26 protein-coding genes and 1 pseudogene are annotated in these 24931 nt (G+C 42.3%); 21 read left to right on the top strand and 6 right to left on the bottom strand.

Annotated features, from left to right (window positions below; genetic code table 11):
- The first annotated feature begins 7 nt into the window (after nt 1-7).
- From MHB64_RS20515 to MHB64_RS20490, 6 genes are read left to right on the top strand one after another with little or no spacing between them, the layout of a single operon-like run.
- On the top strand, nt 8-1009 hold the full coding sequence (locus MHB64_RS20515; RefSeq protein ID WP_341135281.1) for an ABC transporter ATP-binding protein: 1002 nt from the start codon (nt 8-10) through the stop codon (nt 1007-1009).
- Nucleotides 1006-1998 carry an ABC transporter ATP-binding protein gene (locus MHB64_RS20510; protein ID WP_341135280.1) on the top strand — a complete coding sequence of 331 codons (993 nt, stop codon included), beginning with the start codon at nt 1006-1008 and terminating at the stop codon, nt 1996-1998. Before MHB64_RS20515 ends, MHB64_RS20510 begins: the two co-directional genes overlap by 4 nt.
- A 41-nt stretch (nt 1999-2039) precedes the next feature.
- Entirely contained in the window at nt 2040-3494 is a 1455-nt protein-coding gene (locus MHB64_RS20505) for a leucyl aminopeptidase family protein (protein WP_341135279.1), read from the top strand.
- Between the two features lie 24 nt (nt 3495-3518).
- Nucleotides 3519-4211: a copper homeostasis protein CutC gene (locus tag MHB64_RS20500; protein ID WP_094873472.1), complete on the top strand. Its 693-nt coding sequence runs from the start codon at nt 3519-3521 to the stop codon at nt 4209-4211.
- A gap of 27 nt (nt 4212-4238) precedes the next feature.
- Nucleotides 4239-5189, top strand: coding sequence for an ROK family protein (locus MHB64_RS20495; protein WP_094875572.1), 951 nt, complete (start codon nt 4239-4241; stop codon nt 5187-5189).
- Nucleotides 5190-5238: 49 nt separating this feature from the next.
- Complete coding sequence (locus MHB64_RS20490; RefSeq protein WP_341135278.1) at nt 5239-6516, top strand: alpha-L-fucosidase; 1278 nt, start codon at nt 5239-5241, stop codon at nt 6514-6516.
- 78 nt (nt 6517-6594) lie between these two features.
- Here the strand turns inward: MHB64_RS20490 and MHB64_RS20485 are convergent, their stop codons facing one another.
- Together MHB64_RS20485 and MHB64_RS20480 are read right to left on the bottom strand one after the other, a co-directional pair.
- Complete coding sequence (locus MHB64_RS20485) at nt 6595-7590, bottom strand: HAAS signaling domain-containing protein (RefSeq protein WP_094873466.1); 996 nt, start codon at nt 7588-7590, stop codon at nt 6595-6597.
- On the bottom strand, nt 7577-7924 hold the full coding sequence (locus MHB64_RS20480) for a PadR family transcriptional regulator (RefSeq protein WP_280786530.1): 348 nt from the start codon (nt 7922-7924) through the stop codon (nt 7577-7579). The genes MHB64_RS20485 and MHB64_RS20480 overlap by 14 nt, the downstream gene beginning before the upstream one ends.
- 262 nt (nt 7925-8186) lie before the next feature.
- On the opposite strand from MHB64_RS20480, the pseudogene MHB64_RS20475 reads away from it, so the two are divergent.
- From MHB64_RS20475 to MHB64_RS20460, 4 genes and pseudogenes are all read left to right on the top strand, one after another.
- Nucleotides 8187-8390 (top strand): annotated as a pseudogene (locus tag MHB64_RS20475) (phosphotransferase family protein); the annotation flags it as partial.
- Nucleotides 8391-8498: 108 nt separating this feature from the next.
- On the top strand, nt 8499-8966 hold the full coding sequence (locus tag MHB64_RS20470) for a MarR family winged helix-turn-helix transcriptional regulator (RefSeq protein WP_094873465.1): 468 nt from the start codon (nt 8499-8501) through the stop codon (nt 8964-8966).
- A 94-nt stretch (nt 8967-9060) separates the two neighbouring features.
- Nucleotides 9061-10032, top strand: a complete 972-nt coding sequence (locus tag MHB64_RS20465; protein ID WP_094873463.1) for a ring-cleaving dioxygenase — start codon at nt 9061-9063, stop codon at nt 10030-10032.
- A gap of 339 nt (nt 10033-10371) precedes the next feature.
- Entirely contained in the window at nt 10372-11466 is a 1095-nt protein-coding gene (locus MHB64_RS20460; RefSeq protein WP_094873461.1) for a winged helix DNA-binding domain-containing protein, read from the top strand.
- A gap of 207 nt (nt 11467-11673) precedes the next feature.
- Here MHB64_RS20460 and MHB64_RS20455 read toward each other — a convergent pair whose 3' ends face one another.
- On the bottom strand, nt 11674-12942 hold the full coding sequence (locus MHB64_RS20455) for an alkaline phosphatase (protein WP_094873459.1): 1269 nt from the start codon (nt 12940-12942) through the stop codon (nt 11674-11676).
- A gap of 128 nt (nt 12943-13070) precedes the next feature.
- Nucleotides 13071-13679 carry a methyltransferase family protein gene (locus MHB64_RS20450; protein ID WP_341135277.1) on the bottom strand — a complete coding sequence of 203 codons (609 nt, stop codon included), beginning with the start codon at nt 13677-13679 and terminating at the stop codon, nt 13071-13073.
- Between the two features lie 98 nt (nt 13680-13777).
- Between MHB64_RS20450 and MHB64_RS20445 the strand changes: the two genes are divergently transcribed.
- The gene (locus MHB64_RS20445) at nt 13778-14308 is read left to right on the top strand and encodes a peptidase M56 (RefSeq protein WP_341135276.1); all 531 of its coding nucleotides are present in this window, start codon (nt 13778-13780) and stop codon (nt 14306-14308) included.
- On the opposite strand, the gene MHB64_RS20440 is transcribed toward MHB64_RS20445, so the two are convergent.
- Nucleotides 14278-14826, bottom strand: a complete 549-nt coding sequence (locus MHB64_RS20440) for a MepB family protein (protein ID WP_094873454.1) — start codon at nt 14824-14826, stop codon at nt 14278-14280. The genes MHB64_RS20445 and MHB64_RS20440 overlap by 31 nt on opposite strands.
- A gap of 119 nt (nt 14827-14945) precedes the next feature.
- Between MHB64_RS20440 and MHB64_RS20435 the strand changes: the two genes are divergently transcribed.
- The 10 genes from MHB64_RS20435 to MHB64_RS20390 all read left to right on the top strand — a co-directional run bounded on the left by MHB64_RS20435 (nt 14946) and on the right by MHB64_RS20390 (nt 23607).
- Nucleotides 14946-15848: a phosphotransferase family protein gene (locus MHB64_RS20435; protein WP_341135275.1), complete on the top strand. Its 903-nt coding sequence runs from the start codon at nt 14946-14948 to the stop codon at nt 15846-15848.
- 145 nt (nt 15849-15993) lie between these two features.
- Nucleotides 15994-16191, top strand: a complete 198-nt coding sequence (locus MHB64_RS20430; protein WP_256989992.1) for a cysteine-rich CWC family protein — start codon at nt 15994-15996, stop codon at nt 16189-16191.
- Between the two features lie 87 nt (nt 16192-16278).
- Complete coding sequence (locus tag MHB64_RS20425) at nt 16279-16845, top strand: 5' nucleotidase, NT5C type (protein WP_094873450.1); 567 nt, start codon at nt 16279-16281, stop codon at nt 16843-16845.
- A gap of 155 nt (nt 16846-17000) precedes the next feature.
- Entirely contained in the window at nt 17001-17327 is a 327-nt protein-coding gene (locus MHB64_RS20420) for a PadR family transcriptional regulator (RefSeq protein WP_094873448.1), read from the top strand.
- A gap of 6 nt (nt 17328-17333) precedes the next feature.
- Nucleotides 17334-18296, top strand: a complete 963-nt coding sequence (locus MHB64_RS20415) for a permease prefix domain 1-containing protein (protein WP_341135274.1) — start codon at nt 17334-17336, stop codon at nt 18294-18296.
- Between the two features lie 151 nt (nt 18297-18447).
- Entirely contained in the window at nt 18448-19071 is a 624-nt protein-coding gene (locus tag MHB64_RS20410) for a TetR/AcrR family transcriptional regulator (protein WP_341135273.1), read from the top strand.
- A gap of 45 nt (nt 19072-19116) precedes the next feature.
- The gene (locus tag MHB64_RS20405) at nt 19117-21456 is read left to right on the top strand and encodes an ABC transporter permease (RefSeq protein WP_341135272.1); all 2340 of its coding nucleotides are present in this window, start codon (nt 19117-19119) and stop codon (nt 21454-21456) included.
- 15 nt (nt 21457-21471) lie between these two features.
- Nucleotides 21472-22236, top strand: coding sequence for an ABC transporter ATP-binding protein (locus tag MHB64_RS20400; RefSeq protein ID WP_341135271.1), 765 nt, complete (start codon nt 21472-21474; stop codon nt 22234-22236).
- A 133-nt stretch (nt 22237-22369) separates the two neighbouring features.
- Nucleotides 22370-22858 carry a GNAT family N-acetyltransferase gene (locus MHB64_RS20395; RefSeq protein WP_341135270.1) on the top strand — a complete coding sequence of 163 codons (489 nt, stop codon included), beginning with the start codon at nt 22370-22372 and terminating at the stop codon, nt 22856-22858.
- Nucleotides 22855-23607 carry a hypothetical protein gene (locus MHB64_RS20390; RefSeq protein ID WP_341135269.1) on the top strand — a complete coding sequence of 251 codons (753 nt, stop codon included), beginning with the start codon at nt 22855-22857 and terminating at the stop codon, nt 23605-23607. The genes MHB64_RS20395 and MHB64_RS20390 overlap by 4 nt, the downstream gene beginning before the upstream one ends.
- A gap of 23 nt (nt 23608-23630) precedes the next feature.
- On the opposite strand, the gene MHB64_RS20385 is transcribed toward MHB64_RS20390, so the two are convergent.
- Complete coding sequence (locus MHB64_RS20385) at nt 23631-24896, bottom strand: MFS transporter (protein WP_341135268.1); 1266 nt, start codon at nt 24894-24896, stop codon at nt 23631-23633.
- Nucleotides 24897-24931 lie beyond the last annotated feature (35 nt).

The raw sequence follows: 24931 nt of genomic DNA, 5'->3' as shown, positions 1-24931 counted from the left end.
ACAAGACATGACTCAAAATTTGCTGGAAGTACAAGGGCTGAAAACGGAGTTTAAGCGCGGCGATGGAAGTATAACGGCAGTTGCAGGTGTTGACTTTGTGATTAAGAAAGGTGAAGTGCTGGGTCTAGTTGGAGAATCCGGCTGTGGCAAAAGTGTTACCTCACTGTCGATTATGCGGCTTCTTAAGGATACGCCAGGCAGAATTTCTGGCGGTTCTGTTCGTTTCGAGGGAACGGATCTAACAAAGGTTACGGACAAAGAGATGCGCCAGATACGGGGAAATGAAATGGCGATGATTTTCCAGGAGCCGATGACTTCACTTAATCCTGTGCTGAAGATTGGCTTGCAATTGATGGAGCCGATCATGTTGCATCTTGGTTATGGTCGGAAGAAGGCTCGTGAACATGCCATTCATATGTTGCGGTTAGTTGGTATACCACGTGCGGAAGATTTGGTGGATGAATATCCGCATCAGCTCTCTGGCGGTATGAGGCAGCGTGTAATGATTGCGATGGCGATGTCTTGCCACCCGAAACTGCTGATTGCAGATGAACCAACAACGGCGCTTGATGTGACGATTCAAGCTCAAATCCTTGATCTAATGAAGCACCTGAAAGAAGAACAGGATATGGGGATGCTGCTTATTACCCATGACCTTGGGGTTGTAGCTGAACTATGTGATCGTGTAGTTGTAATGTATGCTGGCCGTGTAGTGGAGGAAGCTTCCGTTCATGAACTATTTGCAAGACCGCAGCATCCGTATACGAAGGGTTTAATACAATCCGTTCCAAAGCTGCGTCAAAACGTACGTCGCTTGGATTCCATTAAAGGGAATGTACCTGACCTTTCACAAATGCCAACGGGCTGTAAGTTTGCACCTCGCTGCGATTATGTCACGGAGCGCTGTCTCTCGCAGGAGCCAGAGTTACTTCCGATTGAGGGACTAGAGCGAAAGAGTCGTTGTTGGCTTACACAGCAGGAGAACGCAGAAGGAGGGGAAGGTTTGTGAAGGAGACTCCACTCATTGAAGTTAAAAGTCTGAAGAAGTTTTTTTCGGTGAAGAAGGGCTTTTTCGGAACTACTAGATATTTGCACGCAGTTGATGGGATCTCATTCGCTATACGTAAAGGAGAAACGTTCAGTCTTGTAGGTGAAAGTGGCTGTGGTAAATCTACTACAGGAAGATTAGTGACTCGCTTGCTGGAGCCAAATGACGGTGAAGTGTGGTTTAAGGGTCGAAATATTAGCCATATCTCAGACAATCAAATGCGTCCTATTCGTAAAGATATACAAATGGTGTTCCAAGACCCTTATGCTTCGCTTAATCCACGAATGAAGGTGAAGGATCTTGTGGCTGAACCTCTGCTTATTCATACAAAGCTCTCGTCCAAAGAACGGGATAAACTAGCATGCGAGTTACTAGAGACCGTGGGATTAAATAGTATCCACGCCGAGCGCTACGCTTTTGAGTTCAGCGGTGGACAGCGACAACGGATTGGAATCGCCCGGGCATTGTCTGTTCGACCAAGCTTAATCGTGGCAGATGAACCTGTGTCAGCACTGGATGTTTCGATTCAGTCACAAGTGCTAAATCTGTTGCAGGATCTGCAGGAAGAGTATGGCCTGACGTATTTATTCATTTCACATGATCTAAGTGTTGTTGAGCATATTAGTGATCGAATCGGAGTTATGTATCTGGGTTCCCTCGTAGAGACGGCGGATAAAGATACCTTGTATGATCGTCCAATGCATCCATACACACAAGCACTGCTATCTTCTGTACCTGTACCCGATCCTACCTTAAAGAAGGAGCGCATTATTCTGAAGGGAGATCTTCCAAGTCCGGTTGATCCACCGTCGGGATGCCGTTTTCACACAAGATGTCCTTCCTGTATGGAAATCTGTAAGCAGCATGTTCCGATATTTCGAGAAGTCGAACCAGGTCATGAGGTTGCATGTCATTTATTTGATGAAGAAATGTTGAAATTAGAGCGGTAACTGAAATTGTGAGATCACTTTACGGAAAAGAAGGGACAGCGATGAAAATCTTATTCGATTCCGCTAATGTGGCGGATACTATTGTCTATTTAGCTTATGAAGAGGAGTCTTTTCCTTTTAGGCTGGGAGCGCCCCACAAACAGTGCAGCAGTGTGACTTGGTTACATGCTCGCACTGAGGAAGAGTCTGATGTGTTAGCGGTAGGAATGGGAAAGCGCAAGGATATTACGCTTGAGAGGATTCGCCGAGCGGGTGGATCTGCTGCTCGTGCAATTCTGAAGGAAGGACGAAGTAGTGCTTCACTTGTTCGCTTAGCATCCGAGGCAATAAATAGGAATAGGGATATTTCTGCTGCTGATGAATTACAAGCTTGGATAGAAGGTTGGATTCTCGGCTTATACCGTTTTCAAACTTATCGGGGAACTACCAAGGTGGAAGGCTCTGTTGATTTACAGCTTCAATCGATAGATTGGCCTGACCTATCATCAATTGAAATGGAAGCTGTACGGGTTTCTGCACAGATACGCGCAGAAGGTGCCGTAGTTGCTCGTGATCTTGTGAATGAGGTACCTGGTACACTGAATCCTGACCGTTTTGCGGAATGGATGGCAGAATTTTTCGACCGTGATGATGCTGCTTTGAAAGTCCATATCTATCGAGGACAGGAGCTTGTGGAACTTCAGATGAATGGGTTGCTCGCAGTTGGAGCAGGAAGTAAGCACGCTCCAGCCCTTGTTGAAATTCGTTACAAGAGTAACCCTGACTTACCGATGTTAGCACTGGTAGGAAAAGGTGTAACCTTTGACTTAGGTGGCATGAATGTGAAGACGGCTAGCGATATCAGCGATGCACGCATGGATATGGGTGGTGCGGCTGCTGTAATTGGGGCTATGGATATTTTGATAAGGAAGCATGCCAATGTAAATGTGACCGCACTTATTCCAGTCGTTGATAATGTGCCAGATGCTAAGGCGATGTTACCTTCTTCTGTTATCCGCTACCCTAACGGGCTAACCGTTCAGGTTGCGAATACGGATGGCGAGGGTCGACTTATCATAGCGGATGCGCTCATTCATGCCGCAAATATCGGAGCAAAGCAAGCTATTGATATTGCTACCCTAACTGGAAATGTCGGTGCGGCGCTCGGATTAGGCATCGCGGGCATATGGGGTGATGTTGATATAACGCAGAGCCTAGTGGAGATCGGTGAGCGCAATGGAGAACGACTGTGGCCCATGCCGTTAATGGATGAATATGAAGCAGATCTCCAGAGTAATTACGCTGATCTCCGCAATGTAAGTACTTCCCCCTTTGCAGGTGCGATTACAGCAGCCTTATTTATTCGGCGCTTTGTAGCAGAATCGATGAGCTGGGTTCATATTGATATGGCTGGGACGGTACAGTACAAACAGGATGTGGAATACTCAGAAGCTGGAGCGACGGGATATGGTGCACGCCTGCTCGCCGATTATGTTATGAAGCAAGTGCATCATTAACAACTGGAAGAGTGGGTGAAAGTTATGAGATTGGAAATCATCGCTACTTGTATGGATGATGCTCTAACGGCTGAGGCGAATGGCGCAGATCGTCTTGAGCTCATTACTGCCATTACGGAAGGTGGATTAACACCAGGAATAGGGTTGGTGGAGCAGGTAGTCAAATCGGTTAGCATTCCTGTCTTTGTTATGGTCCGTCCGCACAGTCGATCATTCATCTATTCCACGAATGATATTTTGACTATGGCTGCAGAGATCAGGCAGATTGCAGCCAGTGGTGCTTCGGGAGTTGTTCTAGGCGCATTAACACCGGAAAAAAAGATTGATGAGCATGCGCTTGAAATATTATTGCCGTTGACAGATGGCTTACAAGTAACCTTCCATCGTGCTTTTGACGAGCTGGAGGACCAAATTGCAGGTTATCGGACGCTTTGTAATTACCCGCAAATCACTCGTATACTTACCTCTGCTGGACCAGGTCCGGCACCTGATGCCATTCCCGCTATGCGTAGGCTAGTAGAGGAATCAAGAGGTAGTTCGATAAGTATATTGGCTGGAAGTGGTTTGAAGCCAGAAGGTATTACATCTTTTATTCAACAGACTGGAGTCACAGAAGTACATTTTGGATCGGCTGTTCGTCATGGCAAAGACGCTTTGTCGCCAATCGATCCAGCAGCCCTACGGGCGTTAGCTAAGAATATTCATTCGAACGGCTAATAATAGATAGTGAAAAGGTGAATGGTTATGCATAAGGCTGAGAGCTATGTAGTAGGAATTGATTTAGGTGGAACAAAAATTGCCGCAGCATTATTCGATTCAAAGGGTACTGTGTTGAATCGGGAATTAATGGAGACAGCTGGCGCGCGCACCGCTGAAGAGGTGGTGCAGCGAATGATCGGAATGATCCGCTCTGTATCCGAAGGCCGACCGCTGATTGGGGTCGGACTGGCTTCTCCTGGAGCTGTGAACAGCCAGGATGGAATCGTAATTCACGGTACCAATCTTCCTGAATGGGATAATGTTCCACTGAAACATTGGATGGAGTCAGAACTTGGCATAGAAGTGAAAGTGGTAAACGATGCGAACGCTGCGGCATGGGGCGAGTATGTAAGAGGAGCTGGCAAAGGCTCGAACAACATGGTGTATGTTACCTTCAGCACAGGAATTGGAGCTGGAATTGTCATGGATGGTGAGCTACTGCTCGGAACGAACTCATTTGCAGGAGAACTCGGCCATAATATTATTGACCCGAACGGAACGGAATGCAGCTGTGGAAGATATGGATGCTGGGAAGTATTTGCTTCGGGTACAGCGATTCGGGACATGGCACTGCGGAGTATGGAGAGCAGAACGTCGATGATTACAGAGCTGGCTAGTAGAAGTGGTGAAAAGATTAATTCTCGACATGTCTTTGAAGCGATGGCACTAAAAGATCCGCTGGCTGTCGAGGTGATTGAGCGAACGATTCATTATATGGCGATTGGATTAGCTAACGCGGTACATACGTTTAATCCTGATCGCATTGTAATCGGTGGAGGCGTAAGCAAAGCTGGTGCACTACTGTTTCCGGCGCTGAGAGAGAAAACAGAAGAACTTGTCATGAAGCCGTATAAAGGAACTTATACTATTGAATCAGCAGGTCTGAGGGATGATGTAGGTCTTATAGGCGCTGCGGCATTATTTCATACCGTCTAGACTATCTGAACCATTTATCAAAGCTAGCAAAAACGGAGGGGCTGAAGAGATGGGTACAAGAGAAGAAAGAACGAGATGGTTCTTGCAGGATAGATTCGGTATGTTCATTCATTGGGGATTATATTCCATTCCAGCACGAGGTGAGTGGATACGTGGAAACGAGCGAATGAGTAGAGAACATTATATGACGTATTTCAATGAATTTGACGCATCTCGATATGACCCGAAGAAGTGGGCCAGCGCAGCAAAAGCAGCGGGGCAGAAGTATGCGGTCCTTACGACCAAGCATCACGACGGATTCTGCTTGTTTGATAGCAAGCTGACAGATTTTAAAGCGACTAACACGCCTGCTGGACGTGATCTCGTTCAAGAATATGTAGACGCTTTCCGGGCTGAAGGTATTGCTGTAGGTCTGTATTACTCTATTATTGATTGGCATCATGATGATTACCCTGGATATGGCGATAAAGCTCATCCGGATCGGGACAATGAAGCGGCTAAAGACAAGCCGATTGATTTTGATCAATACTTGGAGTATATGCATGGGCAAGTGAAGGAACTGTTGACGAATTATGGAAAAATCGACATCATGTGGTTTGACTTCTCCTACGACAATATGACCGGAGAGAAATGGAAAGCAACGGAGTTAATCCGTATGATTCGCTCTATCCAGCCGGATATTATTATCGACAATCGTTTAGGTGGGAATATCCGCGCGGCCGAGCCAGAAGAATATGCTGGAGATTTCTTTTCTCCAGAGCAGATCATTCCTCCCGGTGGGATTGTTGACGTGAATGGCCAATCCGTTCCATGGGAAGCATGCATTACGCTTAATGATAACTGGGGCTATCATTCCGAAGATAAAAATTATAAATCCACCCAGCAGATCATTCGCTCAATGGTCGAATGTATCAGTAAGAATGGTAATCTCCTCCTTAATGTTGGACCTGATGCTAAAGGTGAAATGACACGGGAATCACTTGTCATCCTTGATGAAGTGGGCGAGTGGATGCGCCTGAATGGTGATAGTATTTATGGCTGCGGCAGCTCATTGCTTGCTAAGCCAGAGTGGGGTCGTTATACGCAAAAGGGCAACAAGTTGTATGCGCACGTCTACGACCGTGGAATTGGCCCGATCTATTTCCAAGGCTTGAAAGGGAAGATTAAAAAGGCTAGATTACTACGTGATGGTACCGAATTAAAGGTGGAGGTGCCGTGGATGGCTGAGGAATATTCGGATGTTGACGGCGGAGCGTTTATTACATTAAAAGGGGCTAAGCTTCCCGACGAGATGGATACGGTTGTTGAGCTTGAACTTTTTGTATAGTTGTTATTCACTATTATATCTCTTATGAGAACAGATCCTAGGGATTCACCTTAGGATCTGTTTATTTTGTTGAAAATATCAGAGGCGGGCCTTGCGGAAGCCTTCATATATATTGAGGACCGCAATTAAAATCAAGACTGCTATTCCTCCACCTACTAGCCCCGTTTCAAACTGGTTAGCTGTAGTAGTTAATAAATTAGACATGTAGTTAATGAATTCTTGGTTAAATACATTCGGATTAATAAGGATAATAGCGAATACAATAAGTACTAAAAGCTCGAGGGCCGTATTACATAATGCTAATTCTCTAGTCCATTGTCTCTTGATTAATTTATATATAGTTAATGCGACTTCTAATCCGATCACAATAAGAATAATAGGCCAATAATCAAGTAACACATGCTGATTAAAAGCTGGGGCTACGAAGTTAAGTGCGCCTTCACCGCCTCTATAGACTCTGATCAGGTGTTCAGCATTAAAATAAACAGTAGCCCAAATGGCAGTCCAAAGTAAACTTCCGAACACTTCGAAGCTTGTAATTGCTTTTTTCTTATGGACAAGCGCGATATCCTTCAAATCATCAGGAGTCCATTTCCTTAATTTTGTAGTAAGTGGATGACCTTCCTTTCCTTTATCCGCCCGTTCGATAATAGCGAACACAACAGTTATCCAAAAAAAGACTTGGATTCCTACTTCAAGGAAGGTTCCAATTCCTGTACTTATAACTGCAGTAACAATATCCGAAACTGTTTTATCGCCGTTATAGCCAATCAAGTAATCAGCAACCAGAGCGATTAAAGAAACAACTACAGCGATGGGTATAATCATTTTTAATAACGTAACATATAAATCGAAATAGCGTGGGCCGATGAGATACATGGGCTGATCGCGGTACTCACTAGCTAAAATAGCTGGATTGCCCAATTTTGCAAGGACGGCTTTTACCTCTTTTTCGTCATAATCATCCGGTAACATATCCTCGATGGTTGATCGTAATTCTAATGCGATGTCTTCCCGATTTTGTTCTGGTAACCTCCGAGTAACTTCATGAATGTAAATCTCAATCAGCTTCATGGTCATCCTCCCCTTGTAATAGGCCGTAAAGTTCTTTCGAATTCTTAAGCCATTCTTCCTTTAGCTGTGAAAAAATTTCTACGCCATAGTCACTTAGAACATAATACTTACGGGGTCTGCTCTCGGATGTGTCCCAGCTGCTCGTCACTAATTCCTGTTTCTCTAATCGGCGAAGTAATGGATATAGGGTGCTTTGATCGATGATGATGCTGGATTCCTCCAACAATTGAACGAGCGAATATCCATACTGGGGTGTTCGTAATTGACTTAAAACGGCTAGCGTTAACGTACCTCTCCTAAGCTCTGTGATTAAAGAATTTAATAAAGTACTCATTCACCCACCTCATTATATTTCTCGTTTAAACGCTATTCGTCCTTGAAAGGAGGCCGAAGACGTTTATATTTACTGTGTATCATACAGTATGTGTTTTATACTATGTATCATACACTATTGTTGTTCCAACATCAATTGAATAAAATAATCTCCTAAGAAATAAATAAGAAAAAATTATATTTGAGTGAAATACTCTAATTAAAGGAGGTTGTGAAATGATTTCATTCTATAGTGATATCCCGAATGCTTCTACATGGGAGGTGGGTATTTTAATAACAATGTCCCGGACTTGTTCTTCAGAATGATGGCTCTATCTATTGCTAGCAACCAGCTGTCAAGCATTCATTGGGCGATTCCATTTGGGGAAGAAGAAGTTGCTAATATGCTGAGCCGAGCGGAGAGTGTTCTGGAGTGGTATGATGATGATCAAACCTATATTCCGAAGTGGTATTTGGCAAGCGTGTAGGATTCCTACTGAGCTTGACTCCTTATCAGTTTACTAGTATACTCATATTAACAAATCAAATAACACATAAAATAACACATAAAATAAACAAACGATGGACGTGACCAAATGAGAAGCAATGGATTCACTGAAGATAACCAATTAAGCTTATTGATCTGGTTGCGGCTGGTTAGGGTATATGAGAATAGTAACGATCTTTCCAATGAATTCTTGAAGCAATTTAACTTAACCGTTAATCAGTTTGATACCTTGGTACAAATATTATTACACCAGCCTGTAACACAGATGGAAATTGCCGAGCATCTAACCATTACTAAAGGTGGGGTATCCCATATGCTTGGCAGATTAGAGAAGGAAGGATGGATTGAACGCAAACAGGATTGGAAAGTGAAGTACATTACTTTAACGGAAAAGGGCCAAACACTTATTGAGAAGGTACTACCCTTACAATCGGATTTCCAAGCCTCGTTATTCGATCCACTGACAGATGATGAGAAGAAAGTGTTTTACAGCATGCTTAAAAAGATTCATCGCCATAGCCAAGATGAGAATCGACTCCCGCGAGGTGTTCAGTAGTGACGCAAAAGCTTTATTGATAATAAAGCTTACTTTTTTCTTCGTCAGTATACTAGTAAACTAAAATACAACATTTATTTAGGAGGCTATTATAATGAAACAACAACTAATAAACGGACAACATCATGTATCGATGATTACTAAAAACGCTAAACAAAACTTATGGTTTTATACAGAGGTACTGGGACTGAGACTTGTAAAGAAAACGGTCAATCAAGATGATCCATCCATGTACCATCTATTTTATGGAAATCGTAATGGCGCCCCTGGCACTGAGGTATCTTTCTTTGAAATGCCAAATGCAGGTCAGACCCGCAAAGGGACGAACAGTATTAGCTCTTTCTCCCTTCTTGTCCCTAGCGATGAAGCCTTGTCGTATTGGGCTAGTCGATTAGATTCTTTTGAAGTTCTTCATGAAGCGATTGTAAGTATCGGGGAACATAAGTCGCTTACTTTTTATGATAGAGATGAATTGACGATCCATTTAGTATCGGCTGAAAAAGATAACGGTATCGAGTTAGTTGAGCCGTGGATTACAGAAGACATCCCTCCAAAGTATGCCATCGTTGGGTTAGGTCCTGTTGTATTGACTGTACGTGAGACTAGCCGCACAAAGGCGGTTTTGGAAGATATCTTGGGCTATACAAAAGTTCGGACAGTACCCTCCATGGGGGATTCGAAAGTGATGGTAGATATATATGAAACAGGGAAGGGTGGTTTATACACCGAGATCCACGTCAAAGAAGTAAATGATAAAGACCGGGAGAGACCAGGGAAAGGCAGCATCCATCATGTGGCTATAAGAGTGAAGGATGTCGAAGAACTAACCGAATGGGCCTCCAAGATCACTGCCGCAGGCTTTAAAAATACAGGGGTCATTAATCGTTATTACTTCCATTCCTTGTATTTTCGGGATCCGAACCATATTCTTTTTGAGCTTGCTACAGATGGCCCAGGATTTGAGATTGATGAAACTTTTGACGCGCTAGGAGAGAATTTGACCTTACCTTCCTTTCTGGAAGAACGTCGTGAAGAGATTGAATCGAAGCTTCCTCCTATCCAATGAACCTATTATAATCATGAAAAGAGGACATAATCATGATGGAATAATATAGAATCGATGAGAATAAAGGGTTGGAGCTAGGTTTATACACATTAGGTGATCACACCACAGATGCCTTAACAGGAAGCAGCGTTTTTCTTTTAAAAAGAAGGACACTGTTAGCCTGTATATGACTATCTATTGCACATTATGCAATGGAATGGAGTTCATATTCTAGATAAATCTCGTAAATCAATAGAATCAATAATAATATCGACATAGACATGAGCAAGAACTTATCCATTTTGTTAAATAACTGGAAGTATATTATTTGAGGATTCATTTCTGAAAAGGGGGAGTAGTGTGACGAATAGCCTTATTGCAAATAGCAGGTTATATAGTCAAATGATTGCAGGCTCTTTACATCACACACCAGAGCAGGTCGTGAAGAAAATGGGGGCTATGCAAGCGCAAGACTACATGCAGGCGGTTTGGGCCATCGGACTACGTTCTCCTGCTGCGAAATTAGCTGATATAGAGCGTGCAATCGCTGACCGTAAAATTATTCTTACTTGGACGCTGCGGGGTACGCTTCATTTCATCCCAGCAGAAGATGTAAAGTGGATGCTACAGCTCACTGCACCGCGTTTAGCATCACAAACGAAGCGGCGAATGGCTGAGCTTGGACTTGATGATCAAACACTGGAGCGCTGTAGAAAAATTATAGTGGAAGCTTTAAAGGGCGGGAAGCAAAGGGATCGTTCGGCCCTACTTCAGTTAATAGAAGAAGAAGGCATCCATACAGGGAATCAGCGGGGTTATCATATGCTCTGGAATAGTGCCTATCAAGGACTGATTTGTTTTGGTCCTATGAATGGTAAACAGCAAACGATTGTATTGTTAGAGGAATGGGTGCCAGATTGCCGAGAACTATCTTATGAGAAATCGTTGCAAGAACTCGCCTTGCGGTATTTTACAGCCCGTGGATGGGCGACCGTTCAGGACTTTGCTTGGTGGGCAGGCATAACCCTTACAGATGCTAGACGAGGATTAGAAACTGTGAAAAATGACCTTCAATCGGCGGATATAAATGGCAGGGAGTATTGGATGTCTACCGATCAACTAGCTCGTGCGGATGAAGACTCCACGGGTGTCTATTTACTTCCGGGTTATGATGAGTACATTCTTGGTTATAAAGACCGGAGTGCTGTACTTGAGCCTGAGACGGCTCCTTTAATTGTCCCTGGAAACAATGGTGTTTTCCTGCCGATGGTTGTTGTAGGTGGCCAAGTTATGGGTACATGGAAACGTACGATTAAGAAAAAAGGAATAGAAATGGTCATTCATCCTTTTGGAGAGCTCAGGAAGGCTGAAGAAGCAGTGTTTAAAGCTGCTGAAAAATATGCTGCATTTATCGGGCTGCCGATCCTCAATCTTAGCGTGAAACGGACAACATAATCATTATTTGCCCATAAAAGCTCATTTTTTAGGTTATCGGACTCCAATGCACTTATATCGTTCCAAGAGGCTCATTTTTGTATTGTTTCGATTAGCTCTGTATAATAACGGAACCCGCCAGGCGTCACCTGCCGGGTTTGCTACCCCAATTACATGATCAAAAAGACTAACCAGAAAAGTCTGGCTAGTCTTTTATTCTGCTGATTTTTATTTTTTTACTTTTATGCCCATGGCTTGCGCAACCTTAGTGAATACTTCAGTGTTTTCGTATACTCCTGTAAACAACTGAGCGTTTTTGCCCATGGCCGTAATTGGAATATCCACTGCTGTATGACCTGAAGTCGTCCAGTCTACAACGAAATTCTGTTTGGAGTTAGCGATGGCAAACGGACCATCTTCTTTGGAAATGCCATCACCTGATTCATCTTCAGCGTCTACGGCTTCAATAGAGAATCCACCTGTTTCATGGTCGGCGAGAACAAGGACAAGGGTATCCGGATTCTTTTTAGCAAAATCTTTGGCAACCTGCACGGACTTATCTAACTCTTGCCCCGCTTTAATCGTCATCTTGGCATTGTTTTGGTGTGCAAATTCGTCGGTACCCTCTTCTTCAACCATCAGGAAAAATCCGTTTTTATTTGCTGCAAGCGTGTCTATCGCTTTTTTTGTCATTTCAGGCAGGGATACAACCGGGTTGTAGATATCTCCTTCACCCTCTGGCTTCTGCTGGAACATTTCCTCATTTGCAAATAATCCGAGAAGCTTGCCGTTTTTCGCCTTTTGCATATCTGTTTTATTCGTTACGTAGGAGTATCCAAGCTGCTTAGCTTTGTCTACAAGGTTACCTTGCGTACCTTTGCTTTTCTCTGAAGGATCTTCAGCTGGCTCATCTGCGAACTTACCTGGATTCCCAGCAGGATACCAGAAGTCTTCGCCTCCACCGAGAAGAACGTCAACTTTGCTCTTGGTCAGAAGCTGCAGAGCGATGTCACTTTGTTTGGAGCGATCTTCGACATGTGCACCGAAGGCAGCGCCTGTAGCATCAGTAATTTGGCTGGTAGTTACAACGCCTGTAGATTTCCCTGCTGATTTTGCATATTCCATAATGGTTTGGACGGACTTTTTATCTGCATCCATCCCGATGGCTCCGTTATAAGTCTTGACTCCGCTGGCATAGGCTGTGGCTGAAGCAGCTGAATCTGTAACAGGGACAGTGGAGCTTGTATGAATTAGTCCAGCATATGGCATAGAATCCATCGCTAGATTACCTTTTTCACCTACTGTAGCTAGGCGGATGGCATTGCGCTGGGCAGTACCCATTCCGTCACCGACAAACAGAATCACATTTCTTGTGTTAGATGAAGCTGCATTGGCCTGATTTGGTGCTTGTGTAGTGACTACGTTGGAAACGAAGAGAGCAGTTGCTGCAGTGGCTACAATTGCCGTCTTCACGCCGTACTTTTTCGGTGATTTCATAATTTCCCTCCTAATGTATGTCTACAACCTCATACTATAGTAATTACATTAAGAGAATGTTTTCGGATATTGTAAAAAATGTAAATTGTAGCGTGCTTGAAAGCATAGGATTTACAGTAGGTAAGATTTCAAAATAAAATATATCTAGGTGTATTATTACAATATTGAATATATTCATTTCCAAATACAGATTTTAAATGCTGCTCTTCCTGAAGAATAAGTAAATGAATGGCTATAATGTTAAGAAAGAATATAATTAGTGTTAATGAATTTGGATACATAAGATACAATCCAAGAAACATGAGATCAAAACCGACAAATGCGGCATTTCTACTAAATTTATATATACCGTGCGTGATGAGCTTTGTTACAGTAGACTTATCAATCCCAACTCTCCACGAAGTACGCATGGCAATCATTGCTTGTATGAAAATGGAACATCCGAGCGTTACTACACCAACACCGATAAAGTGAATCACCGGATGATTAAAATGTTCTCCTACTAGTGTAACTATGTATGACTCCGCTAAGGAAAACGTAAACCACGCTGCTCCCCACACAAAAGTAGTAGTCTTAACGAACAGCTCGGTATAATGGATTATAGATCGTTTTTTTCCTTTAGCTAATACGTTTCCTTTAATATGATTCTTCTTGTAAAGTATAACGAGCTTCAAAAGGTAAGATATAAGGAATATGGAGAAAAGAATTAGGGATAGGATATTTTTTAGATTACTCATTGGAATTACCTCCTCACTAATACATATGAATGATTGCTCATATGTTTACTTGTATCTTATTTCCTGATGCTGTGCATGTCAACTAATAGGAGGATAATGTGAAAACGTCAACGTATAAAAGATGGTGGCTAGGGGTCCTGTTTATAGCGCTTGTTGCATTAGTAAGTACTGGAATCGGAATGCTGGTCAAGCCATCGGGGGTGTCAACATATATTTCAAAAGAGTATAAGGTCACTTTGAAGTATCCCTCCGAGTGGGTAGTGAATCCAGAATATGATGAGAGGTATCAGGGGCACGACGGATTTTTTCAATTATCCGCTATTTCTGGAGAGGGGGTATCCATCGATGAAGTAGCAAACAGGGATGCATTTCATCAACTGAAGCCTTATGGCTCCGATCCACAAATTATTGAACTGACACTAGAGGGGCTAAAAGCGGAAGAGAAAGCACGATTGATTGTGCCTTCTGCTGATCAGCAAGAGGAATGGAATCATCAGGCTGCTATTATTTTAAAATATCCAGAAGCGGTAAAAATAGGAGATTCCTTCTACAATTATTTTATTTTATGGGCGGATATAAAACATGTGGAGGACATAGGTCAGACTGTTCGATTTACTGAAAAACCGTAAAGTGTTTGCGCACGAAGAAAGTCTGCTGGCTGAATTACCGGTATTTCTAGGAAATATTCCAACTGCCATTTTTGTGTTTTTTGAGCTTGACGACTCGTGGGATGATCCCATGGCGGGTACACTCGTAGTGCTCTTTTGCCACCGTCACCTTTATTGGATAATATATCTTGTTTACCTAGCACAGCTTTTGGAAATACAAATTGACCAAAGTGATTCTCATTGCGTGTACTTATAACGAAGAGATCAGCAGTATCTGATATATCATAGGGCTGGATGGGGCCATCTCCAATTCTCTCCCATAACGTGACAAACTGCCCGATCTTTGTAGGTGTGATTTTTGCAACACGAAATCTAATGGATAGTGCGTTTAAATTAAATATATACGCCCCATAATCAGCATTGTGTGGTTCATGAATGAGGTCAGGGCAATCAAGATTGCACGGGTTATATACAAGCTCTTGGGTAGCGAGCAGATCACTATGAATGATACTTGAACCGCTTTGATTCTTAAATTTCATCTGTTCAAATCTCCCGGTTGAGTTCCTTAGAAACTCCTAATGTTCTTTATCTTAATGCAAGAATAGGGAGTTCACAACCGTGAACAGAGCAGCTTTCCCTTGAGACTGGAGGTAGTCGTATGGAATCCATACATAAATTAATTGAAATTTTTAAGCTGAGTGTTCTGAATATAGAGTCTGTTCCTGATTCGTTCAGTTCTGAAGTGTATAAACTTACTCTTTTTAACCTAGACAACGTATACGTGAAAATTCCATACAACAGGGATAAACTAGTTCGTGAATTTGAGATGCTTGAAAGACTAAAGGGTGTTATACCCGTTCCAAAAGTATTGGATTTCTGGGACGGTGATGATAGGAGTGTCGGTGCATTGCTTCTCTCCGCTATAGATGGGGGGCCTTGTACGAGTAACCTTGATCAGAGTCTGGCGTTTCAAATCGGTAATTATCATGCCATGCTTCATGAAGTTTCCATGCCAGCGTATGGATGTTATGGATCCGATGGTTTTCAGACAGTAGAGAACAATAGCTGGAGATTATACCTGAAAAATAATTTTGAAAAGTGGAAAGAGCCTTGTAAGGAGGTCCTTCATCCTGATTTATTTGAGAAATGTATTACTCACTTTGATAGCGTATATTCGGCGTTACCTGAACCGGATGGGCCTAGTGTTGTTCATATGGATTTTCGACCAGGCAATATATTAATAAAAGATAATCGAGTCGTTGGTATAATTGATTACGAGAGCGCTCGTGGTGGTTCCACTGGAATTGATTTCACAAAAATAAACCGATACGTCTGGGAAGTGAACCCGCTAACACGGCTCCCTTATGTGCAAGGCTACGAATCGGTTCGTCCTTTACTTGATCTGGAAGCTATAATACCGTTTTATAGTTTTTATGATGCTTTTAGTGCGGTAGTTTGGTGTAAAACCAGAGGGATCGAGAACAATAAGGCCTTTCTTCAGGAAAGTATAGAGGTATTGCAAAGATCTATAGAAGGAATAAATGGATGGGGAAAAATATGAAATTACTTTATTGAATAATACTAACCATAGTTAGGCTAGACTTGGAATGTTCAGAAGGTGTTATGACGAAAGTGTTTGAATTTCAAGGAAAAGAAAAGTAAATAAATAGAAGTAAAATGTTTAATCGTATGGGGGAGTATAAGCTTTGGAAATAAAGAATAAACAAGTCGAACAACGGTATTGCCCTTTATGTAAAGAATTAAATCATTGTGGTGCTAATAATGGTGATTGTTGGTGTTTTCATACGGAAATTCCTGCAGAACTACTAGAAAGGGTACCTTTGGAACTGAGTGGTAAAGCCTGTATCTGTCAAAGCTGTGTAGAGGCGTTTAAAAAACATTAGACAGAAATTTAACTAACTCAAGACGAAAACAGTAATTATATTGTGTATACTTAAATAGTAATATAAAAAAACATATGGGGGACACAGATGAGAAAGCCTATAATTGCAGTTGATATGGATGACACGATATGCCATCTAGTCAAACGAGCTATATACCATAACAACAATGATTTCCCCACTCATGTACTGAAGTACGAGGAGATGCTTGATTGGAATACGGATCATTTACGTCATCCAGATTGTACACAAGATGTATTCTATGGGCGGCCTGGTTTATATGAGGAGCTTGAATTATTCGACGAGCATGTTGTAGGTGAAATGGAGAAGCTACACAATGCATATGATGTTATTATTGTTACCGCGGCCCAGCCCAATGCAGTTGTTGAAAAATGGAACTGGCTGCAGAAGCATATGCCGTTTATTCCCATTGAAAATTTCTTCCCTTGCAAACGAAAGAATCTTATTAATTATGATCTTCTGATCGATGACGGGGTTCACAACTTGGTTCCTGCCTTACAGGACGGAAAGAAAGTACTCTGTATTCCGCATCCATGGAATTTGAGAGCCCGTGAACAATATGGATTTCCATTATTGACCTCCTGGGAAGGTGCGAAAGAGAAGATTGATCAGATGTTTGAAAATTCAAGAGACTAACTGATTTGAGGAGAGTTGCCCACATAGAGCAATTCTCTTTTTTTATGCTTTTTAGATTTTTTTACCTATTTTTACGTAACTACTTCATCTGTCGTAGTAATTATGGTATACTGCAACTACTACGACAGATGAAGTAATCATAGGGGGTACCATTTTTGATCAGCAGTGATGTTATACGTGGTTACAACGATACGATGATCCTCTACATGCTGCTGGATGGGGAATCCTACGGGTACGAGATTTCCAAGAATATCAGGCAGCTGACTCAGGAGAAGTATGTCATGAAGGAGACAACGCTGTATTCCGCCTTTACCCGGCTGGAGAAGAACGGATACATTGAATCCTTTTATCTGGATGAGAGTCTTGGCAAGCGGCGCACATATTACCGGATTACCCCGCTGGGTCTCGCCTATTACCGAGAAAAATGTGAGGAATGGAAGATTACGCAGGAAGTTGTAAACCAATTTATCAAGGAGTGGTGATAGTGCATGGAGACGATCATAGTATATCTGGATAATATGTTTGCTGGTCTGCCAAAGACTTCGGAACTGGAGCATTTGAAGCAGGAGCTGCTGTCCGGAATGGAAGATAAGTACCTGGAGCTGAAGCGGGAGGGCAAGTCTGAGAATGAGGCGATCGGTATCGTTATTTCGGAATTCGGAAATATTGAGGAGCTGACTGCTGAGCTAGGCATCCATCCAGCCGGACAGGAAAAGACTGTGCCCATACTTGGTGAAGAAGAGGTTTATGCTTATGCGGCTGCCAAACGTAGCTCTGGATTATGGACCGGTCTCGGTGTTTTTCTCTGCGCATGCGGGGTGGCGCTATTGATTACTCTTAGTACATTGTTTGAAAATAATGCTGATATGGCTGATAAAGGTTCGATGCTGGGGATGGTCGGAATGTTCGTGCTGGTCGCTGTGGCCGTTGGGATGTTCATTCATAGCGGCATGAAACTCGAGCGCTTCGAAAGTCTAGAGCAAGGCTTTCAGCTACCTTATGCGCTCAAAACGGCGCTTCAGCGCAGTCAAGCCCTTTATGCTCCGACTTATCGCCTGGCTTTGATTGTGGGCGTCTGTCTTTGTGTGCTGTCACCTACCTTTATCTTCGCAACTTCGTATGTCAACGATGACTATGCTCCATATGGAGTTGCTGCTTTTCTGTTTATTTCGGCTGTGGCGGTGTTTCTGTTCATTTATTACGGGAATATTCAGGGAACTTATACGAAATTGCTGGAGGAGCCGAACATCACTGCAGAGAAGCAGGAAGAAAACCGATTTGTTGGAGTTGTTGGGGCTGTGTTGTGGCCGTTGGCGACGGCAATTTTCCTGTTTACGGGCTTTGTCTATGGGCGCTGGGACGTTAACTGGGCTGTATTCCCAATTGCTGGAATCCTGTCCGGCATGTTCAGCAATGTGTATCATATTCTAAAGCGCAAAAATGTCTCCTGATTATGCTGACTGCACATTAAGGTAACCTCATCCTTTGGAGGTTACCTTTTTTCTTTCGTCCAATTTGCTGGAACATCATTGACATGATGTATTAAATGTATTTAAATGGAATAGACCGACGGTCGGTCTATAAAAGGAGGACTCAGAATAAATGAGAATTTCCAAAGAAGCAGAAGAACGCAGAAATGAAATATTAGATAAGGCAGAAATGCTCTTTTTTACGAAAGGTTATGCGGGAACTACAGTGAATGACATCTTGCAGGAGATTGGGATTGCCAAAGGTACATTCTATTATTATTTCAAGTCGAAGGAGGAGGTTATGGAAGCAGTAGTCACACGATTCATCGATGCTGGAGTGGACGTTGCGAAGATCATTGCTGCTGATTCAAAGCTCTCCGTACATGAAAAGCTACTACAAATCATAATGGCGCAGAAACCTGATTCGGAGAGAAAGGGTCACATGATTGAACAGTTTCATCAAGCTGAGAATGCACTAATCCATCAGAAAAGCTTGGCTGAAACGATTTTGAAGCTGACCCCTGTGTTGACAGAGGTGATTGAGCAGGGAATCGAGGAGAGCTTGTTCCACTGTCCTTATCCTAAAGAAACGATGGAATTTCTGTTGGTCGCCTCACAATTTCTATTGGATGAAGGGATTTTCAAGTGGCAACCGGAAGAGATCATTCTCAAAATTCAGAGCTTTATTTATATTATGGAAACTACGTTAGGAGCTGAAAAGGGAAGCTTTTCCTACGTAACGCAAATGTTTGAGTAAGGTCCGAGCAGGGAGGATGAATGAGATGCAGGGGAGAGATCGGCAATGCTGCTACAAATTGTGAAAAAAGATTTTCAAAGAAATAAAATCATAACGATTGTTTTATTTATTTTTATGATGTTATCGGCGTTGCTTGCTGCTTGTGCTTCTCAAGTCATTATGGAATTGTACGGTTCTTTAAGTCATCTGCTGGATAAATCAAAAGCTCCCCATTTTGTTCAAATGCATGCTGGTCCAATAGATCACGCAGCTATTCAAAAATTCGCCGCTACAAATCCACTTGTTAAGAATCAACAGACCGTAGAAATGCTAAGGATAGATGGCTCGAAGATTGTCTTGGGGAACAGCAATAAGTCGGAAGAGAACAGCGTAATGGATATAGGTTTTGTTAAGCAGAACCCCTCATTTGATTTGCTGCTGAATTTAGAGAATCAAGTGATTAAGGTATCTGAAGGAGAAATCGCAGTTCCTATTTATTATATGAAGCAGAATGATCTGAACATAGGTGATCAGGTTACCCTTTCCAATGGACAGTTAGATCAAAAATTTATTGTTACGGATTTTGTTCGAGACATCCAAATGAATCCAGCTATTGTTAGCTCTAAGCGCTTTGTCGTAAATGACACGGATTATAATGTACTTAAGAAGAACCATGGAGAAGTTGAGTACCTAATTGAATTTCAAATCACCGATTTAAGTAGACTTAGCGAGTTCCGGAATGCCTATCAATCCTCAGATATGCCCGGTAAAGGACCCATGATAGACTATCCTTTGTTTAAGACGCTGAATGCGCTGACAGATGGGATTATTGCAGTTGTCATTATTTTGGTAAGTATCCTTCTTATGATTATTGCCGTCCTATGTTTAAGGTTTACGATGATCGCGACCTTAGAGGAGGATTATAGAGAGATTGGCGTCATGAAAGCCATTGGGATCTCGCAGCGAGATATTAGAAGGATCTATTTGGCAAAATATATGGTGATGGCAGCATGCGCTTCACTGCTAGGATATTTATTATCTTTGGGTGTGGTGCGATTGTTTACAGCGAATATCACATTGTACTTGGGGACTGCTCCGAAAACGATCCTTCAGCCTATTGTTCCAGTCTTAGCGGTCGGTCTAATTTTCTGGATTATTGTGTTCTTTTGCAGCGTTATTCTTAGAAGGTTTAATCGTATAACCGTAGTAGAGGCTTTAAGGTCAGGGACTGTGGGAGAGTTGAAAGGCAATAAAAGAAGAATAGTGCTGAGTAAGCGCAGGCATATAAATGTGAATGTTTTTCTTGGCCTAAAGGATGTTTATGGACGCTTCACCATGTTCGGATTGTTATTCTTCGTATTTGTGATCTGTCTGTTTATCATTCTTGTGCCAGTGAATATATTGAATACCCTTCAGTCCCCTCGGTTTATTTCTTATATGGGTGTAGGTCAGAGTGATATGAGAATAGATCTACAGCAATCTGATCAAATAGACAAGCGATTTAATGAACTGATAACAACGCTAAACAAGGACTCCGATATAGCTAAGTTCTCACCATTAATTACTTCTCGATTTAAAGTGCTAGGCAGCGATGGCGTATGGGAGAATATCAATGTTGAAACAGGAGATTTCTCTATTTTTCCGCTCACCTATGTAAACGGAGGAACCCCTGAAAGTAGGGAAGAGATTGCCCTTTCTGATTTGAATGCCAAGGAATGGAATAAAAGGGTAGGGGATAGCGTTCTTTTGGAGGTTGACGGCACTTCGAAAAAATTGAAGGTTAGCGGGATCTACCAAGATATAACGAATGGAGGCCGAACTGCAAAAGCCCGATTACCTTATGACCCGAAGTCCGTGCTATGGTATATCGTAGCTTTAGATGTGAATCCGAATGTTTCCGTTCAGGAGAAAATGGATCAATATGCAAAGTTATTTTATCCAGCCAAAGTTACTCATCTAGAAAGTTATTTATCTCAGACGCTTGGGAATACGATTCGCCAATTAAAGCTCGTCACTGGCTTATCCATTGCCATCTCGATATCAATTTCAGTATTAATTACTGCTTTATTTCTAAAAATGCTGCTAGCGAAGGACGTCTCGCAAATTGCAATTTTGAGAAGCATTGGCTTTACGTTAGAAGATATTCGAAAGCAATATCAGGTAAGGCTACTACTGGTTTCGGGCCTCGGAATCATTCTAGGAACCTTTGCAGCTAATACCATCGGTCAAAAATTCACTCAATTATTCGGATCTTTTATGGGAGCATCAAAAATACAGTTTGTAGTTAATCCGGTGGTAGCTTATCTTGTTCTCCCTCTTTTTTTCATGCTCATTGTAGCACTCACAACCGTAGTAAGCACGATATCGATGAAGAAATCCAATTTATCTAAACTGATTGTCGAATGAGGGTGAGGTGGTAATATGTTCATATTAGAGACGAAGGGGTTAAATAAAACGTTTGTAACCGGGCAAGGAACCCCACAGACGGTATTAAAAGATGTTCATCTACAGGTATCAAAGGGTGAATTCGTAGCTTTAATGGGACCTTCTGGCTCAGGGAAATCAACCTTGCTCTATACGATCAGCGGTATGGATCAGGTGACTACAGGCAGTGTTGTTTTTAAAGGGCAAGAAATCAGCGGTCTTTCTGAGAGTGAATTAGCTGAACTTCGTCTACATCAAATGGGATTTATTTTTCAGCAGATGCATCTTTTAAAAAACCTGACGATTCGGGACAATATCATTTTATCCGCTTATCGAGCTAAAATCGTTAGTCGTAGAATCATCAATAACAGAGCCGCTGATCTAATGAAAAAAACCGGAATCTCCGCGCTAGCTGAACGGGATATTACACAAGTGTCGGGTGGACAACTGCAAAGAGCAGCAATCTGCAGGTCTATCATCAATGAGCCTGATATTCTCTTTGGTGATGAGCCAACAGGTGCACTGAACTCTAAAGCTGCTAGTGAAATTATGGAGATCTTAATAGATATTAATCAGGCGGGTACAACGATTGTGCTGGCTACGCATGATGCGAAAGTCGCTGCTCAGGCAGAACGGGTTCTGTATATGCTGGATGGCAGCATAGCTGCTGAGCACTGGCTTGGAAAATTCAATCACATAAATGGGGACTTAAAAGAGCGGGAAGAGAAGTTGTCGACGTGGTTGTTTAAAATGGGATTCTGATTGTATAGGAAAGGGATATTGGTCAGGCTTTGAATCGGGAAGTGTAAGCAAAGATGCTTTTTGTACGCTTATTAAGGCATACCGCGATCATGGCGGCGGGGTGTAACTAAGTATATTAAAGGAGAACTTATATATGGTTGTAGTAAACGCTACTATGGAGGATATAAGAGGATGGCTGGACCTGGCGGCAGAGGTGGAGACCCTTTTTGGACCGATGGTAGAAGATCCGGATTTCACTCTAGCGTTAGAAAAAAATATCACTCGACAAAGCGCTTTTTGTGTACGAGAAAACAATGGTTCGCCAGGTTCAAGATTACTAGGAGCTGTGTTACTCTCTTCATCCAAAGCCCCTAATTACAAGATTGGGTGGTTATCTGTTTCAGCCATAGAGAGAAATAAAGGAGTCGCGACAGCCCTTCTTAACTATATTCTCGAAAGTATCGAAACCCCAGCAGAGATATTCGTTACTACATTTGGTGAGGATCATCCAGAGGGTCAACCTGCTAGAAGATTTTATCAGAAGTTTGGTTTTGTTCCTCTGCAGGATAAGGAACCGGAGGGTCCTGAAGGTGGCTCAAGGCAAAATTTTAAGCTGGCGATTACTCCCAAGGGTTGGTTATGAACAAAAAGATTGTTTTATCGACAATTTCATTGTTCTTCTTAGCGATTTCTTTCAGCCCATTGTTCAACTATATCCGTGAGTATATGATTTCAGATCAAATCAATCAGCGTTATGAGATCAACCATGCTGAAAAAGGATATAACACGTTAAACGTTCAAGAACTAACGGTTGATGATAAGCATATTAAGATTGAGGAAGAACATACAGGCAGGAAAGCAGAATTGACAATTTGGGATGAAGAGGAGAATGTCCCGCCTGGAGATATTGTGAAAGTTCAGTTTTTATTAAATGGTCAAAAAATCTCAACCCCTGATGAAATATGGTTGTCTAATCGGGAACGAGGAAGCAGATATTTCTCATGGATAGATATCCTTACTGTAAAGGATCGAAAGACTGATGAGAAAGAAATTAGTATAGTCCAAAGACTTACAGATGATAGTCAGCCGATGGAAAAGAGAAAATGGAAAATAATCACGATCTCACATGATGGCAGTATAGAAGAAAAGGTGCTGAGTTATGCTCAAAGAAGTAACAATCATCTAGGGGTGAAGCTGATCGAGTTCTCGGTTACATCACTTATGGGTATGGGCTACTATTCGGATATTACTAAAAGTTATCCAAGTGTATTTTCCCCTCTAATTTATCCATTTTTAACAGGTGTCGTGGGAATCTTCTTATTGATCATTATAGTTGTTCAATTACTGATCGAGCTTCATAATAGACGCGTTATTAGGGAAAACGGGCGATAACGGTCATAAGATATGTTCTAAAATTACTTATAATTACGAATCACCTTTAACTTGGTCAAGGTTAATAAAGCAAACAGTAGTAGCAGGACTCCGATGGAACCCATGACAGGGGCTGGACTGAAGTGATCGGACAGGAATGAAACAGCTGTAAGACCAAGTGAGGGTGCTACACTCATAATGGAGCCAAGTACACCGAAGACTCTACCTTGTATATCCTCCGAAACTTCCAGTCTGAGGATTGTATTTATCAGCAATGTACAGAATGAGAACATAAAGCCAATTAGAAGAATGATGGGAATGGCTAAGGTAGCAGTAGTGACGAACGATAATAGGAGGTACAGGGGACCCAGACACAGCAGTCCAGTCATGATAAAGAAGCCGCGATTCTTTAATTTGGAGCCGAGAAACAAGATCATGCTGGAACCAATCATATAACCTAGAGGAATGCAGGCTTCCATGAGTCCAAACTGAAAGGGACTAGAATTCCATACTTTGACGGCCATAACTTGCGTTAGCATCAGTGAAGGCATAAAGAACAAAGTAAGTGTGGGGAGCATGATGATTATTGCCCGGGCGAAGGGGTATCTCCAAATATAACGAACGCCATCCGCAAGATCCTGTGTAAATTTTCTTTCTTCTTTAGGTCCGGTATTCACTCGGTTTGGGAGTGGAAGGGAGCGGACAGTAAGAACTAGTAGAAAGGAAACGAAAAATGTAGCTCCATCAAATAATATGGCATCTGCCGCTCCAAAACTCGCTACAAAAATACCTCCAGCGGAATACCCAATCGTCCGAAAGACATTCTCTGACAGGTTCAGAATCCCGACTGCTTTTTGTACATGTTCTTTTCCAACTACAGTGGTAATTGAAGCTTGATACGCAGGGGATTGGAATAATGCTGAGACTGTCGTAAGTCCCGTTAATATGGCCACGATAATGAATGATGTAGAAGACATGGAAATGGCTAAAGCAAGCGTAACTGCTAGACCGCAGCTTATCAAATCAGTGATTAACATAATGGTTCTGCGATTGATCCGATCTGCGAGTGTGCCTCCTATCGATCCGAGGAAAGAACTGAGCAATAAATTGATTATCGTAATAATGGCAATCATTTTAGCGCTTCCGGTGGTCTGAAGTACCCATAAACTTAAAGCAATGCTGTGAAAGGTATTTCCAAACAAGGAAATGGAATACGAGCTGAGTAGCAGCATAAATCTCCGGTTTCCCCAAAGAGTTGGATAGGATTGAGCAGTGGTGGATGCATGTTTTCCTAATACAGGATCTGTCATGGTAACTCTCCTCTCAACTTAAACGCTTAAGTGAA

The sequence above is a fragment of the Paenibacillus sp. FSL K6-2859 genome (assembly GCF_038008265.1).
Lineage (GTDB): Bacteria > Bacillota > Bacilli > Paenibacillales > Paenibacillaceae > Paenibacillus_AQ > Paenibacillus_AQ nitricinens.
The sequence above is the reverse complement of the archived record's forward strand: the minus strand, read 5'-3'. Positions and strand labels throughout refer to the sequence as shown.